This window comes from Natrinema sp. LJW11, assembly GCF_056135975.1.
Genome location: NZ_JBWBDM010000001.1, coordinates 800,044 through 815,981 on the forward strand (window position 1 = coordinate 800,044; position 15,938 = coordinate 815,981).

Consider the following 15,938-nt stretch of genomic DNA (forward strand, 5'->3'; position numbering starts at 1 on the left):
CTGTCTTTCGCCCCGTCGTGTCGATGAGTTGGATGTCTCTCTAACCTGTATTTCTCACACCCACTCAAGCGCTGCGTTGTGCTGCTCAACATACTGCGGCTTCAAGCTCTCATCCGGAAGCGAGATTCGCTCCCCTGCACGGTCAATAATCGTCCGTTGGAGTACGTCACTCTGTGTTTCAAAGTCCGGATTCACGCGCAACCGGTAGTCCCGGTCGATCGTGAACAGTTCCCGGTCGAATGCAGCGTGATGCGTTTTACTTAACGGGAGCACGTTCGTCAAGTCCGCTCTGTACTCCGGGTAGTCACTCCATGATAACACATGCGCCACGTCCAGCAATCCAGGGTGATCAACACCCGAGATCGGGCACTCTCGCTCATGCCGAGAAATCACCGTCGCACGGAACTCAGGGTCAACCACTCGAGCGTGAATCGTCGTCGCGTACGTCCCAGCACTCATCTCGTCGCCGGCGTCCAGTCCGAGTCGCTCCACTCCGCAACAGCGCCCTCGACGAAAGACCGGTCCTCATCCGTCAATACATATGCGTCACTTCGCTCCTCAACAAGCTCCTTGCTCCGCAACCAGTTCACTCGCTGTCTCGCCATATCCGTCTCCCCACGACTCCACACTAATTTCGGGTGCGCATCCAACTGCTGTCCAATTTGATCGCCCCGGCAAGTTATTTTCACAAAGATATAGTTAGCACTCAGAAATACAAGCGCTTTTTATAACCAATCTCCCATGCCACAGTAGCGCGGTCGTCCCGAAACGGGTCCGGCGCTTCAGACGCCGGAACGCCGCGCTGCCTACCAATGACAGCAATCAACCCTACGCAGGTCAAGAGTGATAACTCTGTCCGACCGACAGGCAACGACCAACCTCTTGGCTTCAACGAAGACGGACAACCCGCTCACCGTAGTGTGCGGCAGCTCGAACCATCCACAAGATCGATCCGACAGCCGACTATCGACACTTGGTCACCGGAGGGCAGTCATGAGTAACGAACTTGACGATCTCTTGGAGGTCCTCAAATCCGAACGCCGTCGTATCGTCCTCAACGTCCTCTCCAAGGTTCAACGAGAGGAATCCAACGACGAAGTGACCGTCCACGCACGTGATCTCGCTCGTCAAGTCGCAGCGATCCAAGCCGGTGTAGAGTCCACCGCAGTCGGTCAGACAACTCGACGTAAAGTCACGATCGGACTCCATCACACGCACCTCCCAGTGCTTGCAGAGCACGGGATCGTCGACTACGATCAACAGAGCAAGAACGCGTCCACAACCGACCGGACACCGGTCGTGGCTCAGGTAATGCAGAGCATTAAGGAGACTATCGAGACCGCTAACAGCGACATGAGTAAACCCCCTGATATGGATCGCTGATTTCGGGCCAGTCGCGTAGTGTCTCACGCAGAGCTATAGGCTAAGTTCTCAGCGTAGCTGCGTTTCGCTTCGGTACACCATTTGCATCGGTAACCCACGCGTATCTTCCGGTGGATCCGATGGCAACCGTTGGAACTCATCGTGGGGCGCACACGCAGTGAGCGCTAAGGCGAAAGCATCTAACACATCGTCAATACCGATCTTGTATACTGAACCTTGAAGCTCTCCAGCGATTGTTCGCCAGTCACCGGCCTCGTATTCAGAAACGGACTTCAGCGCAGACAACCGTTCTTCAACGCCGGCAGCGGTATGTTTGCTGTGTTCAAGAGGAGCTCCGTTGAAAGCGCGAAAGCAGACCTCCGGATGGCCTTCGGCGAAATTTATCAGGAGAAGGTCGACGAGTTCGGCCAGCAATTCGCGTATCTTGACCGTAAACGAATCGAGTAAACTGAGATGCCAGCAGCGCCGAAATATACCTTACTATGATAGTTCTCGGGCTGCTTGCCCTCTCTATGGGGGCGAATGATTGGGCAGGCGCGATGGCAAAAAAGATGCACCGGGAGTACGGAGTGTGCCAAGACCGGGCCCTGCAAATAACGAATCGCGTTCGGAAACTGGTTGCCAGTCCCGATATCGAGGCGCTGGAAGAAGCGGGACTGCTCAATGAGGAGTTCACCTCGGACTTAATTCAAGATCTGATCGCGCTGCTGAACGACCAAGACGAGGAGACGATCGAGGGACGCTGGAACGGTCTTGTAAGGGAACGTGGAATCTATGATGTAATCGGGCTGACGCATTCCTCTATGACCCGGCGAGCGCCGGTCTTGATCCAGACAAAGAACTGGTTTCCGACGACGGGGACTCCATCACGATCCAAGAAGCGATGATTACCGCCTGGAGGGAAGAGCTCCCGATCAAAGCAATCCCTCAAGGCATTCGATTAGGAAACACCGAGTTCCGGACTGGAGATAGCCGCCAGATAACACTCTCGCAGTACGAAGATGGGTTCGACCAAGACGCCCTGAGTGACCAACTCAGTCTGGACTTGCGAAGGCGTCGGCTTGAGGTCGATGCCGATCTGCTTGCTCTGGAGAACGTCGATTTTTCCATGAAAGCACCGCGTCAGGACTGTGTGCTTGCTATTGCCGCTGCACGCCGGTACATCCTCGGACACAGCGGTGCGTCCCGTGACGAGATCGTGGAAACGTTGGAACCCGAGAAAAATTATCCGCTTGGGAGTAACGGTGTTCTGGTCAGAGCAAAGGGTTTCGAATACGAATTCCGGCAAAGATGGTGGGAGGATGTCGTTGCTCCTGGGCTGCGTTCGCTTCCAGATATCCAGAAACCGGCCCACGAATCCGGAAAGTGGCTATCCACAGAAGCGACAACGGGAGGCTTTGAATCCGAAACCACAGTCGAAACCATCCTGGATGTCGGGTACTTATTCGAAATTGCGTACTTGGACGATAACGAAGAACAGCGGGTGGTCGGCTACCACAAAGAGATTACACGGCCATCGGCAAAACCGCTCCATGGGCCTCCGGTGTTTCGCTTCCAACCGATTGTCGGAAACCCCCCGATTACGATTCATCTCCCGGCTCTGCGTGAACTTCACCCAATTTCTTTCGAACAGCTACCTGACCCGATCTGGGATTCCGCAATTTCGGAGTTAGTGGCGATCGTCGATGAGAACGCAGAGCAAATCCCGCTCGGAGATGTTAAGGTTGTTCTCGAAGCAACTCAGAATGGCCAAGTCGAGGCCGCCACAGCACTGGAATTCATCGCTATGGTCTTCGGGGAGCGGGAAGACATCCGTGAGACGGTCGCCGACGATTTCGAGACTATGCTCCTGGCTCGATTAGATCTCCTTACCGATCGGGAGCAAGCAGCGGAAATAGCGAAGTGCTTCGGAATTGTGGCTGAGGTAGCTCCGAAACGGGTGCTAGATGCGGTGCCTGCGATGGCGTCGGCAGCCGATTCAGCGACCTTGGAGACCCGCCGCTGGCTGCTATATACGTTCTCGAACGTCGCCGAAGCATATCCCGAGGAACTCCTCCCGGCAGTCGAGACCCTGATCGATAGTATCGAAGAGTCCGACGAAAATCTACGTACGAACGCCCTCTCGACACTTGGGAAAATCGCACAGGCCTACCCCGACGCAGCCGGTGATATCGTTGATTCGCTCGGTGAATTGCTTACCAACGACGATGCGTTGGTTCGTGCGAACGCTGCTGGCCTCTTGGCCGATATTGCACAGTCGAACCCCGAAGACGTTATCGAACTTGCTCCGGAGCTGGCAGAGTCTCTTACTGCTGACGACGACGAAACTAGAGTGCACACCTCAATTACGTTACTTCGTGCCGGCGAAGCGGATCCCAAAGCAGTCCGTGATGAACACGAACAATTGGTCGCAGCTCTCAGCGATTCAAATTCGACCGTGCGGGCGAACACGTGTACATTGATTGGTAACGCTGATGCGCCGGTTCCAGTTGACCAGTTACGGCTGCTCAAAGACGACCCCGATGAACAGGTTCAGGAACAGGCAACGTGGGCGCTTGGTCGAATCTCCTGACCATCTCGTTTAGCCGCCGAGAATGGATGGAAGCATATAGTACCATTATACGAATCAAAATTCGCGTTGACCGTTTCCATAACTCATGGGTGGGCAGTCAGCGGAGTGCCCGTAAATGGCTTGAGCAATTTGTGCATTACTACAACCATCAAAGACCGCATCAATCGCTCGATGGAAAGACGCCAGCTGAGGAGGTACTGAACTAGACAGTGCCGGTCCAAACGTTCGGAGTGTAATCCAACCAATCGTCTTAGACCGACTGAATACGATTCCCGGTCCAGCCGTCGGCAATGTTTATCCGCCCAGTCTTCAACGGAACTGGTATGGACGCCATTGAGGGCCAGGTCATCACGGCCGTACGACAGCTGGCCGACGACATCCCCGACGGATTGGCGTGGACGGTTACCGTCAACGAGGCAACGGTCGCGCTTGAACTCGGCGACGGGTCGCTACTCATTCCGGTCAGTGACGCCGAAGGCAACGACCCGGGCATCTTCCTTGAGAAGGGTGTTGATGCATGGGATGACCTCGCCGGGTCGCTGATCACGGACCTGACTCCGATGTCACAGGCGGCAATAGAGTACCGCGACTGGGATGTATTCGGGTACCGACCGCCAGTGCTCACGCTGGACACTGGAGACCAACTCTACCCGGCAGCCGATCCAGAAGGCAATCACCGCGGTGTCCTCTTCCGGGTAAAAAATGGGGAGACGTATATTATCGATTTCGAACCTGTGGATGCTGAGTGATATTAGACAGCCCTGTTTTTATACCGGTAATAATAATGTGTTAGAAGATTAACTCGAGAGTAGCTTGGTCAGAGCTTTCTAACGAATAGAGGTGATCCAGTTCATCACTGGCTGCGGTCAGGCAGGCGTTGAGAAGCCGGGAACCGCTGGATATGCTGACCGCTTTCGTCGTCTCACTCTCTAATTCGTTAAGTGTCTGTACGACGTACTGAGATACTTCCTGAGGCTTGGTGATAGAGGGTGTGGTGGAGAACTCGATTTCTGGCTGTATCTCATATTCGCTGCAGACTTTCTTCACGAGCTGTTTGATACCATTAAGTGCCTGTTCGTCGTCGACAGGTGCGAGGATGAGGACGTTATCGGGGGAGTAGCCACTTTCAATTGATGCTGTAAGCGAGTTCAGGAGTGGGGTGGGTCGGCTGTCAGTGATGCCGATCCAAGTATCTGACATTATTATGGAAGATGATCCCTTACCAAATATAATTGATTAAGTCTCGATAGAATGCTGGGGTTCGTAGCACGTGGTCGTCTGATCCCAGCGACCACTATTATAGTAGTCACTGCACATCCGATCACAGAACAGCGTTGCGATCGGTGTGTTAATCGTTTAGTTGTTACTATAGACGCTCTTGTGAAGTACATTGTTGGTAGAGGCTGATAGTGTATCGGTGAGTGGATTCTTGGATTGGACGGGTAGCGGCTTCCAAATATTCTTTCATAAGGAAGTGGAAATTTTGCTTATAATTAAGTACATGTAGTACAACGGCTAGCAATGATGATGATGAAATCGATGCAGTCTAATCCGTGACTTGAATGAAATTATGACAAATTCGACTGAAGAAGTTAGTCAAGAATTAGATGATATTCTTCTCGATGATCTGGTCGAGGTACAAGAACGAACACCTGGGACTGAAGAGCCCAACCTCACTCCGGGGCAGGGAGTCTATGATGAGCGACGCCAGAACATCATCGAAGCGGAAATCACCAGGGCTAGTGGCGAACTGGGACTCTCGGAAAGCACTCAACAAATGGCGGTGTCGTTATTCGAGCAGTATGCAGAACAAGAGGATATCACCGGTAATGCTCTTGAGGTCTTGGCCGTTGCGTGTCTCTATACAGCATGTAAAGTTGAGTCGGTGCCGTTGAGCCCTGATGATTTCGCAAATGTCCCAGAAACGGCCTTCACGCGTGTGATTCTACTGCGTAGGGTGAAATCTATCGCCAGTACTCTTGGACTAGATCCTCGGGCATTCCTTGATCCAACCCAGTACATCGACCACTACTGCGAGGACCTTGGACTCGACGATGAGGTTGCGGAGCGGGCCCACGAGATCCTCACAATTGCCGACGAAGCAGGTATCGGTAGTGGGAAGAGTCCAACGGGTCGCGCAGCAGCAGCAATCTACAACGCTTGTCTTGAACTGGACCGGAAGGTAACCCAAACGGAGATTGGGAATACCGCCGACGTCACCGAGGTCACCATTCGGAACCGGTACCAAGATCAACGCAAACTTCTCACCACATCATCCGCCTCAAACGAGTCAAAATCAAATGCAGAACCAGAACCGGAACCGGAAGCAGAACTAGATTTATTCGTTGATAGCAGTCCTGAAACAGTAACTGAACCATCGGACCAAGAGGTGTCTGATCTTGGTTCCTATGTTGGCGAGGGCGTTGCGGAAAATCTCGCATCAGCGCTCAAGCAACTTGAGCAGGCTGATGAAGCCTTGGTTGAAGCCTGCACTGAAATATGTAAAAATTATAATGATTCGGGCGGCCTTGATGAATTAGAAGCAGATGATGTCTCCCTGGCGCTCGCAATTATCCGCCAAGCAAGCATGGACCTCGGTCACCCGATTAGTTACCCGAAACTGAAGCGTACCCTTAGAGAGCACGATGAAAAAATCTACCGGGTAACCTCAAACCTTGACGAAGCGCTCTAACATGGACGACCCAACGCAACAGCCATCAGCCCAAAGCCTCCGTGCTCTTGAATACCCGCTGCTCTATGAGACAAGCACAGACGATCTCATCTCGGATTTTTATACCCCAAGTCTCAGTGCCGCCAGCACCTACAAACGAGCGGTAGGATACTTCACGAGTAGCTGGTTCGAAGAGGCAGCAGCAGGCATCGCCCAGTTAGCAGCCGCTGGCGGAACCGCCAAGTGGGTGATTAGCCCAAAGCTCGCCGCTGACGACTGGGATGCGATCGAGCGTGGCGATGCAGCGAAACGCGATCCATCCTTGTACGCCCGCATGGAGACGCTCGTTGAAGATCTGGAGCACAACCTGCAACAGAACCCCCAGAATACGATCGCGTGGCTGATCGCAGATGGTCTACTTAAGATCCGGATCGCAATCACGGGTGAGACACTCGGTGGCGACTTCCACGATAAGTGGGGTCTCTTCATCGACGACGACGAAAACAAGGTTGCGTTCCACGGATCGCAGAATGATAGTCGCAAGAGCCTCTCGAATTACGAGTCGAATTCGGTGTTCACTTCCTGGCGATCATCTGTTGACGAGCGTCGGGTCGAAGAGCATGAAGCGCGGTTTGACGACATCTGGGCCAACGAGAAGCCTGGGGTGCACTCGTTCAGTCTTCCAGATAGCGTGGCGCTCGGCATTGCGGAGCTTCGCAGTGATGATCGACCGTATGAGGACCCTGGTGAGCAGCCGAAACTCACGAGTCCGTATCGATGGCGTCACCAGGAGGAGGCTGTCAATGCGTTCCTCGAAGCTGAAGCCGGGATCCTGGATATGGCAACCGGGACTGGAAAGACGCGGACATCACTGAAGATTATCGATCGTTTGCTTCGTGATGAGAAGATTGAAACTCTCATTGTGGCGACACGAGGAAACGATTTACTCAATCAGTGGCAGGAGACGGTCTTGGAACACTTCTCGGCGGACGAAATGTTCCTGTACCAGAATTACAACGGGTACGATGAGCTCGGCAGTTATCTGATGGCTGAGAATGACCGGTTGGATGTGCTTTTAACCTCGTATGCGAATCTTGAGGATGCAGTCAATGGCGGCATGAGTGACAAGTTGACTGCAGGATTACTCATCTGTGATGAAGTCCATAATATTGGTGCTGACTCGAAACAGGACGCGCTTGGCGGGAAGTTAGATGTTTTCCCGTATCGGCTCGGACTGAGTGCGACGCCATTTGATCCGTACGACGAGGCGCGAAACGAGTTTATTCGCACTGAGGTCGGGCCGGCAGTGTATGAGTTTGGATTGAAAGCAGCGATCCAACGGGGCATTCTCACTGAATTCGATTATACACCACTTCGGTATGAGCTATCGGCTGACGATAAGAAGGAACAAAAAGAAGTCTTCGGGAAATTTGCTGGACTCAAGCAACAGAATCCAGGAATTCCCAAGAGTCAGCTATATATTATGCTTGCCAGAGTCCGGAAAGAGTCAGAAGAGAAGCTGCCGGTGTTCAGGAAGCATTTGCAGGCGAATCCACACATCTTGGAAAACGCGATTATTTTCGTCGCCTCAAAAGATTATGGTCATAAGGTTCAGAAGATCATCTTCGATTATGTTGATGACTTCCACACATACTACGGAGAAGATGATGAGTCGAAACTCGAAAAGTTCTCCAGTGGCAGTCTGTCGACGCTTGTGACGAGTAAAGCCATCTCTGAAGGGATCGATATCAAATCCGTAGAAAACATCATCTTGTTTTCGGCCCCTCGGTCGAAAGGTACCACCACGCAACGGATCGGGCGGGCACTCCGAAAAGATCCATCCAACCCGACCAAAAAGGCCAACATCCTCGACTTTGTTGTGGGAAGTGATATCGACCAGAACTTGGAGGAAGACGGATCAAACGCCGAAGAGAATGAAGAAATGACTCCACCAGATAAGGTGCGGCACGACTGGCTCACAACGCTAAGTCAAGTTACGCAACAAGAATAATCATGACCGACGAATTCGAATTCAAAGCGATTGCCAGCGAGGTACTTGAAGAATATGACCAAAATGAAGCATTTAAATCACGATTCATTGGCGTGTGTCAAACAGCGATGAAAGGAGGAGCAGATAAAAGCGACTTGATCCGGCTTATCGAGAACGTCCATCTTACCGAAGAGGAACGCGCAGATGAATCTTAGAATCGAAGAAATCCGGTACGAGAACATCCGAGACATCGGGAATCTGACGCTCGATTTCACCAAGCCAGGAACTGCTGAACCCTATCACATCTCTCTGGTGCAGATGCCGAATGGCACCGGGAAAACTACAACCATGGGGTTGATTCGACATCTGATACTCGGCACCCAGCTTGATGGGGACGTTGTCAAAGATTACGAGCCAGATTATGGGGCTTCTGAAGGCGAGTTTGCAATTACCTTTGCAGCAGGGGATGATCGGTTCCGAGTCCATATGCAGTTGGATTACAACATGGGAAATCTCACGTACCGACATTCATACCCCCAGCGTGAGGGTGGCGGGATGAATAGCGGCCACTTTCTCCCACTAGCTCTCCAAAACATCCTCACTGAGGACTTCGTTGAACTGTTTGTATTTAACGGCGAATTAACTGACGAGTTCATCGAGACCGGCAAGGACAAAGCCGAGCAAGCTCTCAAGATCGTTAATCGCTTGGATCGTGTTGATACTCAAAAGGCATCCATCCAAGGAATCGTCGACGAGTATCAAGAAGAAAAAGGCGCAAAGACAAAACAAGGTCTGAAACAAGTCAAATCGAGGCTTGAGACACGTCGTAACAAATTAGCTGAACATCAAATGTTACGCGATGAGCTGGAGGATGCAGTCCAAAACCACCAGGAAGAGATCGAGTCGCTCATCGAGGAGCGGGAGGAGATCATCTCGAAAGATCAGGAGGCCCTGGACAAGTACAAAGAGTACGAGTCGGAAATCAAAGATCGAGAGACGAAGTTACAGACGGAGTCGAATGCGATCATTGAGGATATGCGGGTCCCTAGTAAGCTCTCTGCGGACTTCTATGAGGACTTTGAACAATTGCTCACGCATATGAAAATTCTCAAGCTACCAAAATCAACGTCGAAGGAATTTTTTGTGGAACTGTCTGACGAGCCGACGTGTGTATGTGGACGGGAACTTGATGCAGAGCACCGAAAAGAGATTCGTGAGAACGCTGAACAGTTCTTGTCTGATGAAGACGTTGGCGTCCTCAACTCACTTAAAGAGCGTTTGGGAAGTATTAGTGAGCCTGCATCTCTGGAGAGTCGGCTTGACGATCTCAGTGAGACGCGGAATGAGCTCAAACAGTATGAAATGCAACAGGCGCAGCTGGATCTCAATGACGAAGATCTGGAGGCGAAAAAGCAGGATCTAACCCGGAAAATTGAGACCGAACGGACAGAAAGAGACCGTAAGGAACAGAAAATTAAGCTTCTGACGTCTGATGATAAAGGTTTGCGCCAGAAGCACGGTCTGGACTGGGAGAACAACATTCCGGCGGCAAAGCGCGAAAAGACGAAGTACGAAGAGAAAGTCGAGGAAGCAACCGACACAGTTACCTTTAGCGCACAAGCCGAGAAGCTCGAGTTAATCTTCGAGGAGTTTGTCGGACGGACAGTTGAGAGCGTCAAAGCGGAACAAATTCAGAAAACTAATGAACGACTTGAACGGATTCTGAAGCGTTCCAGTGTCCAAATCGAGTCGATTGACGACTCGATCAACCTCCGCAACAAGAGTGGTTCCTCAGAGGGCCAGTCGCTGGCAGTCGCCTATGCATATCTCTCGACGCTGTTCGAAGAATCTGCAGTGGACATGCCGTTTGTAATCGACAGTCCGGCGGTCAGTCTGGATCACAAAGTCCGGCGTGAAGTGGCACCGATCATTTCAGGGCTTTTTGATCAGGTAGTCGCGTTCATCATTTCGACAGAAAAGTCCGGATTCGTTGAAAACCTGGACCCGGATCATGAGGATGGTATCAAGTACTATACGGTCTATAAGACTGAGAAGCCTGGTGAGTTAGCAACCCATACGGATCGAGATTACTTCATGCAGTTTACGTCTGAAGAAGAAGAAGACGGAGAAGACGGAGAAGACGCCAGCCACGTAGCAAAGCACAACGCATCTGGGGGTGAGTAACGATGTCGTTCCGCCTCAGTGATGATGCACGCGAGTACTTTGACGACATTGAGGATAAGAGCTCTACAGGAGGGTTCGATAGTATGTGGGATAAATATTACTTTGCAGCAATGATCGGCATTAAAGCTCGTGACCGGGTCCCTATTGACGAAGAGCCGAGTGCCGAGCCGTTTGTCGATACTGTGATTGAGGATTACGCGGATCAGAAATTCGAACTCTATGCAGCACTGATAATGGCCGAGATCAATCGACAGCATATCCCGAAGGATGAAGAGGATGAGATCCGCGAGCTAATGCTTAATATCCTTGATTCGACGGATCCAACACGCCTCTCTGACCATGGCAAAGAGCTACTCAATTGCTACGCCGAAAAGGGATACAAAATCCTCCAAAACTCCGGTCCTACACCGAAGGAATTCGACGAATTCCTCCGGCAATATCACAGAGTTCTCAACGAAACCTGACTGAACGCCCCCTTCTTTCCTTACTGAACGGTCCCTATCAGGGACTTCGATTGGTTGTACCGTCGAGCGCCCGATTCGGTCATTACAACGCTAGGCCTTGTTTAGACGCGTAATTTCACGGTCGTGAGTAGCTGATTCTGAGTTTGATGTTTCTGACGGCGCATTTCAGAACGAGTTTGCGGAATTGACCGAACCACGTTCGAGCGCGAATGATTCGCTATATTTGCGGCGAAGCGCGAAAAACGTGGATTCGGCGTTCGAGCGTTGATGGTCGATCATATTCTCTTGCAATATATTGTTGGCGACGCCGTGACAGCCGAATTCACAGTGATTAATCCCTTTTTTGATGCCTTCTACACGTAATCTTTGGCGAAGAAGCCACCAGTCGTAACCATTGTCGGCGGTGAGGATGTTCAGTTTGTCGAGATTGCGTGTGACAATCTGCTAGCCGGTCTTGGAATCGTGCGGTTGTTTCATCGACCAATGTATGTCGTGGATCACACCAATCTTGCAGTCGATCAGCGTGGTGGTTTTCACCGCCTCAAACGTGTAATTCGTGCGCTTTGCGTAGTGTTGGCTGGCAGCGATCCGTCATGCCGGTTGCGTCGATCGCCTGAACGCCACCGGTGTCGTGCAACTTCGCCGACAACCGTAGCAGGATGCGCCAGATCCGTATTTCGAAGTCCTGCTTACGCGCGTACACACGGTCGTTAAATCAAGCAGATAAGCCACCTCTAGGTCGAATTTACAACAATTCCATGCATCTCGTGGAGCACGTCCAGCAGTCGCCGATACGTGTGATCTAGGTACTCGCGGAGGCCGTGATTCACCACGAACACCCAGTCTGCGTAGCCGCCATTACCGTCTTCGAACGCTGGTTCGTCAACGACGGTTTTTGAGCAAGCTAGACAACCGATCAGTGAAGCGGGCAAGCTTGGATGGCACAACCGGCTTTTCTCGCATCACTTTCTAGTAGGTTGAATATTTAACCGCTCTTACTAGCGTCTAAACACGCCCATCAATCAGTTATTTGGCTGTTAGGTGGTGTGCACTCACAATTGGCTTTCAGATGGTGAGGTTGCGGAGCCGGTTGACGATCTTGATTACTTCGTCGGTAGCGTGTTCGATTTCTTCCTGGGTGTTGTCTTTCCCGAGTCCGAAGCGGATCGCATGGTGCCAGACATCTTCATCATCGGTGATCGCTTGGAGGACGTGGGAGGCTTCGACTGTCCCGGTTGTGCAGGCTGAACCTGCGGAGACGGCGATATCTGGCTGCAGGTTTTTAACAAGGGCTTTGTTCTCTACTCCAGTGAAGCTAATGTTAAGGTTGTTTGGGATTCGGTCTTCGGGATGGCCGTTTAGCACGATGTTGTCCAGTTCGTCGTTCAGCCGGTCCCACATGTAGGAGGTGAGTTCGTCGACGTGTACTGTCCGTTCCTCCAGGTTTTGGTCGGCCAGTTGTACGGCTTGTCCGAACCCGACGATTGCAGGGACGTTGAGTGTCCCGGAGCGCCAGCCTCTTTCGTGGCCTCCGCCGTGTATTAACGGGTTGAGTTTGACTTTCGGGTTCCGTCTTCTGACGTAGAGTGCTCCGACGCCTTTCGGCCCGTAGATCTTGTGTGCGGAGATGGACATCAGGTCAATACCCATCTCTTCAACATCGATGGGGAGGTATCCGAGTACTTGGACGGCATCGGTGTGGAAGAAGACCTCGTTCTCTTTGGCAAGTTCTCCGATTTCCTTTAGAGGTGCTATGGTGCCAATTTCGTTATTGGCGGCCATGATGGAGATCAGGATAGTTTCGTCTCGGATTGCGTCCTCAATATCTCCAGGACCTACTTTCCCGTTTTCATCGACGGGTAGGTATGTGACGTCGAAGCCATCCGTTTCCAGGTCTTCACAGACTTCGAGTACTGCTTCATGTTCGGTGACGGCAGTTATGATGTGGCTGCCTTTGTCGTGGTCAGCTGCGTAGTCTGCTGCTCCTCGGATAGCCAGGTTGTCCGATTCGGTGGCTCCGCTGGTGAAGATAATTTCTTCTTCGCGACAGTTCACGGCGTCCGAGACTCGTTCTCGGGCTTGGTTTACGGCTTGCTTCGCTTTTGCCCCGAATATGTGGTCTTCACTGGCTGGGTTGCCGTAGTTTTCTGTGAAGTAGGGGGTCATCTCCTCGACGACCTTTTCGTCGACGGGTGTGGTGGCATGGTGATCGAGGTAGATAGGAGTGTCCACGTCAGAAGTCATTAGTTTTCTTTCCGTTGGGCTTCCAGTCCTTTTATCTCTCCGGGAACGAGGTCGTAGAAGTCGTCTAGATCGCTTACGTTACCTGCCACTCGTTCGACGCCTCGGTTGAGGTGTGCGACGAACTCTTCGTACAGGTCCTCTTCCGGGTCTTTCCCTTCCTGGATGAGTCGTTCTTTCAGGAGGGCCATGTAGAGGGTGTCGTGCTCTCCGAGCAGGGTGTACCGGTTGAAGGTTTGGCCGTCAGTGTCGTACTGCTGTGGGTTTGGTGGCCGTGGTTCGTTCAGGGAGTAGCAGAAGCCAATCCGGCATAGGTAGTTGGGTGTCATCCCGGTGTTGGCTTTCAGCATTTTCAGCTGGTTGGTGGCGTCGCTATCGATGGTGATCCGGTTGAATTTCTGACTCATGATGTGATCTCCCCGAGTGATCGCTGATCTTCGTCGTCTTCGGTCCAGAAGTAGCCCTCGGAGGGAACGGTTTTCCCTTCCTCTTCGTCGTACTCCAGCCGGTATGCTTGGGAGATGTAGCCTTCCAGTTTTTTGTACTGGTGGTCGTCGATTTCCGTGTCGGTGGAGAAAATGATCACTTGGTGTGCTGCTTCAGGGAAGAAGTGGGTAATCAGATTGTCCCTGTGGTCGTTGTCAAGGCGTCCGAGCGGTGTGTCGACGATGAAGGGTAGTGGCCGGTCAGAGATCTCTGCCAGTGCCCAGAGCAGGGATGTAGCGAAGATCTGCCGTTCCCCGGCTGAGAGCTCTGTGTGAGGCTTGCTGTTGCCGTGGATAGTCTTGATCGTGATATCGAGGTTTTCCTCGTCAATCTCGATTTTGTCGTAGAAATCGCCTTTGTTGGAGAGGGTGATGTAGCGTTCGCTGAGTTTGGACTCCAGTTTCCGCAGCTTCTTCTTGGCGAGTTCTTCGCGGAAGTCCTGTACAGCGTTGCGGACATTGGAGGCGAGGTTAGCACGCTCAGAGACATCTTCCACACGAGCCTTCTGCTCCAGCTTGTTCTCGACCTCGTTCTCTTTCCGTTCTAACCGGGTCTGGGCTGTACTGATTTCCTCCTCTAGTTCTTCCAGCCGCGATTTGGTGGCTCCTTTCTCCTCGGTGAGCTCGTTCAAGTCATCGATTAGGGGGGAGATGACTTCTTGGTCAGGAGCTTTGTTGAGACCGGATTCGACCTCTTGGAGTTCCCGGGTTTTGTCTTCCAGACTCTCTGTGAGGTCTGCAAGCTGGTCTGGGACATCGTTCAGCGCTCGGTCAGTTAGCGAGTAGATCTCTTGTCGCTGTGCCTCCGAGAACTGGTGGGCGAGTTCTGGCTCTTCATCTTCGATTTCCAGCCGGTTTTTGAGTTTATCCTGGATACGTTCGTTGAGCTGGCTGACTTGGTCCTCCGGCATATCCATCTCCTGCCAGACATCCTCGTCTCCGAGTACATCGTCGAGTTCGTCGGTTAGCTCGTTCCTGGCGGTCGCCCGGTTCTGGCGTTCAGTTTCAGCCTTCAATCGGTCAACTACGGATTCACAGAGATCCGGTGACAGGGTGAACGGGTACGCCCCTTCAGCGAGATCCCGGATCTGGTCTTCAAGTTGCTCGATACTGGCGTTCAGTTCAGCTCGGCGCTCCGTGAGCTCCTCTCGCTTGTCGGCGTATGAACCACCTTCCTGGGCAATCTTCGATTCCTTGCTCTCGATCTCGTTTTCCAGCTCTGCCAGCCTCTCCTCCTTCTCTTCTCTCTTCTGTTTCAGGTCCTCGAACTCCTGTTCGATTTCCTCCCGTTTGTTTTGGAGTGCCTGGATTTCGTCGTTTATACCTTCTACACCGCTTTCTTCGAGCTTCTGGGAGATGTAAATTGAGAGGTCGGTGTCCAGCCGTTCAATCAGGTCGAGGCCGAGAAGCGAGTACATCGAGTCCTCGAAGTCGGCGTCAGATTCAACTGCTGACGCAAGCTCCTGAATTTTCTCTCCGTCGAAGAAGAACAGTTGGGAAACTCCGGGCGGAACCAATTCTTTCAGGAAGTCCTGCCATTGGTCTTCGTTGAGTTCGGAGGGGATTTCACCGTTCCTCCGGACTTTCAGGTTCTCTACGATGCTTTTGCCACGGTCTCGCCAAGAACGCTCCACGGAGTAGTGGTCCACTTCGCCCATGTGGGAGTACTCGAACTCGAGTCGAACAGCTGCTGTATCCGCTTTGCCGTCAGGGTATTCGTGGAGCTTGCTGCGGATTGCTTGTTCGTAGTCTTTCCTGGCGATGCGGCGGCCGAGCGAGGATTTTCCGTGGAGGCAGAAGCCAATCGCTTCGAATAGCGTGGTTTTCCCTGCCCCGTTTTTCCCGCCGAACAGTACGATGGGAGAGTCTTCAGTTGAGCTCAGCTCGATTTCGTTACGTCCTCGGTAAGGACCAAAGTCTGTAATGATCAGCTTGTTGATTCTCATGT

15 protein-coding genes and 2 pseudogenes are annotated in these 15,938 nt (G+C 52.2%); 10 read left to right on the forward strand and 7 right to left on the reverse strand.

Annotation, left to right across the window (positions count from 1 at the left end; all coding sequences use genetic code 11):
* Window positions 1-54: 54 nt before the first annotated feature.
* Entirely contained in the window at window positions 55-492 is a 438-nt protein-coding gene (locus AC0QDI_RS03875; RefSeq protein ID WP_474665397.1) for an HNH endonuclease, read from the reverse strand.
* 501 nt (window positions 493-993) lie between these two features.
* Between AC0QDI_RS03875 and AC0QDI_RS03880 the strand changes: the two genes are divergently transcribed.
* Window positions 994-1,383: a DUF7344 domain-containing protein gene (locus tag AC0QDI_RS03880; RefSeq protein ID WP_474665399.1), complete on the forward strand. Its 390-nt coding sequence runs from the start codon at window positions 994-996 to the stop codon at window positions 1,381-1,383.
* Window positions 1,384-1,431: 48 nt separating this feature from the next.
* Here the strand turns inward: AC0QDI_RS03880 and AC0QDI_RS03885 are convergent, their stop codons facing one another.
* A complete protein-coding gene (locus AC0QDI_RS03885) occupies window positions 1,432-1,797 on the reverse strand; it encodes a DUF429 domain-containing protein (RefSeq protein ID WP_474665401.1) in 366 nt (121 codons plus the stop codon).
* 68 nt (window positions 1,798-1,865) lie between these two features.
* Between AC0QDI_RS03885 and AC0QDI_RS03890 the strand changes: the two genes are divergently transcribed.
* The 4 genes and pseudogenes from AC0QDI_RS03890 (at window position 1,866) to AC0QDI_RS03905 (ending at window position 4,704) form a co-directional block, all read left to right on the forward strand.
* The gene (locus AC0QDI_RS03890) at window positions 1,866-2,270 is read left to right on the forward strand and encodes a hypothetical protein (RefSeq protein ID WP_474665403.1); all 405 of its coding nucleotides are present in this window, start codon (window positions 1,866-1,868) and stop codon (window positions 2,268-2,270) included.
* Window positions 2,267-3,955: a HEAT repeat domain-containing protein gene (locus tag AC0QDI_RS03895; protein WP_474665405.1), complete on the forward strand. Its 1,689-nt coding sequence runs from the start codon at window positions 2,267-2,269 to the stop codon at window positions 3,953-3,955. Before AC0QDI_RS03890 ends, AC0QDI_RS03895 begins: the two co-directional genes overlap by 4 nt.
* A 53-nt stretch (window positions 3,956-4,008) precedes the next feature.
* Window positions 4,009-4,161 (forward strand): annotated as a pseudogene (locus AC0QDI_RS03900) (integrase core domain-containing protein); the annotation flags it as partial.
* Between the two features lie 117 nt (window positions 4,162-4,278).
* Entirely contained in the window at window positions 4,279-4,704 is a 426-nt protein-coding gene (locus AC0QDI_RS03905; protein WP_474665407.1) for a hypothetical protein, read from the forward strand.
* A 40-nt stretch (window positions 4,705-4,744) separates the two neighbouring features.
* Here the strand turns inward: AC0QDI_RS03905 and AC0QDI_RS03910 are convergent, their stop codons facing one another.
* Window positions 4,745-5,155 carry a hypothetical protein gene (locus AC0QDI_RS03910; protein WP_474665409.1) on the reverse strand — a complete coding sequence of 137 codons (411 nt, stop codon included), beginning with the start codon at window positions 5,153-5,155 and terminating at the stop codon, window positions 4,745-4,747.
* Window positions 5,156-5,513: 358 nt separating this feature from the next.
* Here AC0QDI_RS03910 and AC0QDI_RS03915 point away from each other — a divergent pair, with 358 nt between their 5' ends.
* From AC0QDI_RS03915 to AC0QDI_RS03935, 5 genes are read left to right on the forward strand one after another with little or no spacing between them, the layout of a single operon-like run.
* Window positions 5,514-6,647, forward strand: coding sequence for a transcription initiation factor IIB family protein (locus tag AC0QDI_RS03915; RefSeq protein ID WP_474665411.1), 1,134 nt, complete (start codon window positions 5,514-5,516; stop codon window positions 6,645-6,647).
* Between the two features lies 1 nt (window position 6,648).
* On the forward strand, window positions 6,649-8,637 hold the full coding sequence (locus tag AC0QDI_RS03920; protein ID WP_474665413.1) for a DEAD/DEAH box helicase family protein: 1,989 nt from the start codon (window positions 6,649-6,651) through the stop codon (window positions 8,635-8,637).
* Between the two features lie 2 nt (window positions 8,638-8,639).
* Window positions 8,640-8,831, forward strand: a complete 192-nt coding sequence (locus AC0QDI_RS03925) for a hypothetical protein (RefSeq protein ID WP_141463021.1) — start codon at window positions 8,640-8,642, stop codon at window positions 8,829-8,831.
* Window positions 8,821-10,800: a hypothetical protein gene (locus AC0QDI_RS03930; RefSeq protein WP_474665415.1), complete on the forward strand. Its 1,980-nt coding sequence runs from the start codon at window positions 8,821-8,823 to the stop codon at window positions 10,798-10,800. Before AC0QDI_RS03925 ends, AC0QDI_RS03930 begins: the two co-directional genes overlap by 11 nt.
* Window positions 10,801-10,802: 2 nt before the next feature.
* On the forward strand, window positions 10,803-11,264 hold the full coding sequence (locus tag AC0QDI_RS03935; RefSeq protein WP_474665417.1) for a hypothetical protein: 462 nt from the start codon (window positions 10,803-10,805) through the stop codon (window positions 11,262-11,264).
* A 115-nt stretch (window positions 11,265-11,379) separates the two neighbouring features.
* Here AC0QDI_RS03935 and AC0QDI_RS03940 read toward each other — a convergent pair.
* From AC0QDI_RS03940 to dndD, 4 genes and pseudogenes are all read right to left on the reverse strand, one after another.
* Window positions 11,380-12,227: pseudogene (locus tag AC0QDI_RS03940) on the reverse strand (IS5 family transposase).
* Window positions 12,228-12,329: 102 nt separating this feature from the next.
* Window positions 12,330-13,508: a cysteine desulfurase family protein gene (locus tag AC0QDI_RS03945; RefSeq protein ID WP_474665419.1), complete on the reverse strand. Its 1,179-nt coding sequence runs from the start codon at window positions 13,506-13,508 to the stop codon at window positions 12,330-12,332.
* A complete protein-coding gene (dndE, locus tag AC0QDI_RS03950; RefSeq protein ID WP_474665421.1) occupies window positions 13,508-13,912 on the reverse strand; it encodes a DNA sulfur modification protein DndE in 405 nt (134 codons plus the stop codon). The genes AC0QDI_RS03945 and dndE overlap by 1 nt, the downstream gene beginning before the upstream one ends.
* Complete coding sequence (gene dndD / locus AC0QDI_RS03955; RefSeq protein ID WP_474665423.1) at window positions 13,909-15,936, reverse strand: DNA sulfur modification protein DndD; 2,028 nt, start codon at window positions 15,934-15,936, stop codon at window positions 13,909-13,911. The genes dndE and dndD overlap by 4 nt, the downstream gene beginning before the upstream one ends.
* Window positions 15,937-15,938 lie beyond the last annotated feature (2 nt).

Excerpts from the sequence above, each read along its gene's own strand:
- AC0QDI_RS03920 (WP_474665413.1), top strand. The coding sequence starts at position 6,649 with ATGGACGACCCAACGCAACAGCCATCAGCCCAAAGCCTCCGTGCTCTT.
- AC0QDI_RS03910 (WP_474665409.1), bottom strand. The coding sequence starts at position 5,155 with ATGTCAGATACTTGGATCGGCATCACTGACAGCCGACCCACCCCACTC.
- AC0QDI_RS03890 (WP_474665403.1), top strand. The coding sequence starts at position 1,866 with ATGATAGTTCTCGGGCTGCTTGCCCTCTCTATGGGGGCGAATGATTGG.
- AC0QDI_RS03895 (WP_474665405.1), top strand. The coding sequence starts at position 2,267 with ATGATTACCGCCTGGAGGGAAGAGCTCCCGATCAAAGCAATCCCTCAA.
- dndD (WP_474665423.1), bottom strand. The coding sequence starts at position 15,936 with ATGAGAATCAACAAGCTGATCATTACAGACTTTGGTCCTTACCGAGGA.
- dndE (WP_474665421.1), bottom strand. The coding sequence starts at position 13,912 with ATGAGTCAGAAATTCAACCGGATCACCATCGATAGCGACGCCACCAAC.
- AC0QDI_RS03930 (WP_474665415.1), top strand. The coding sequence starts at position 8,821 with ATGAATCTTAGAATCGAAGAAATCCGGTACGAGAACATCCGAGACATC.
- AC0QDI_RS03905 (WP_474665407.1), top strand. The coding sequence starts at position 4,279 with ATGGACGCCATTGAGGGCCAGGTCATCACGGCCGTACGACAGCTGGCC.
- AC0QDI_RS03880 (WP_474665399.1), top strand. The coding sequence starts at position 994 with ATGAGTAACGAACTTGACGATCTCTTGGAGGTCCTCAAATCCGAACGC.
- AC0QDI_RS03925 (WP_141463021.1), top strand. The coding sequence starts at position 8,640 with ATGACCGACGAATTCGAATTCAAAGCGATTGCCAGCGAGGTACTTGAA.
- AC0QDI_RS03945 (WP_474665419.1), bottom strand. The coding sequence starts at position 13,508 with ATGACTTCTGACGTGGACACTCCTATCTACCTCGATCACCATGCCACC.
- AC0QDI_RS03935 (WP_474665417.1), top strand. The coding sequence starts at position 10,803 with ATGTCGTTCCGCCTCAGTGATGATGCACGCGAGTACTTTGACGACATT.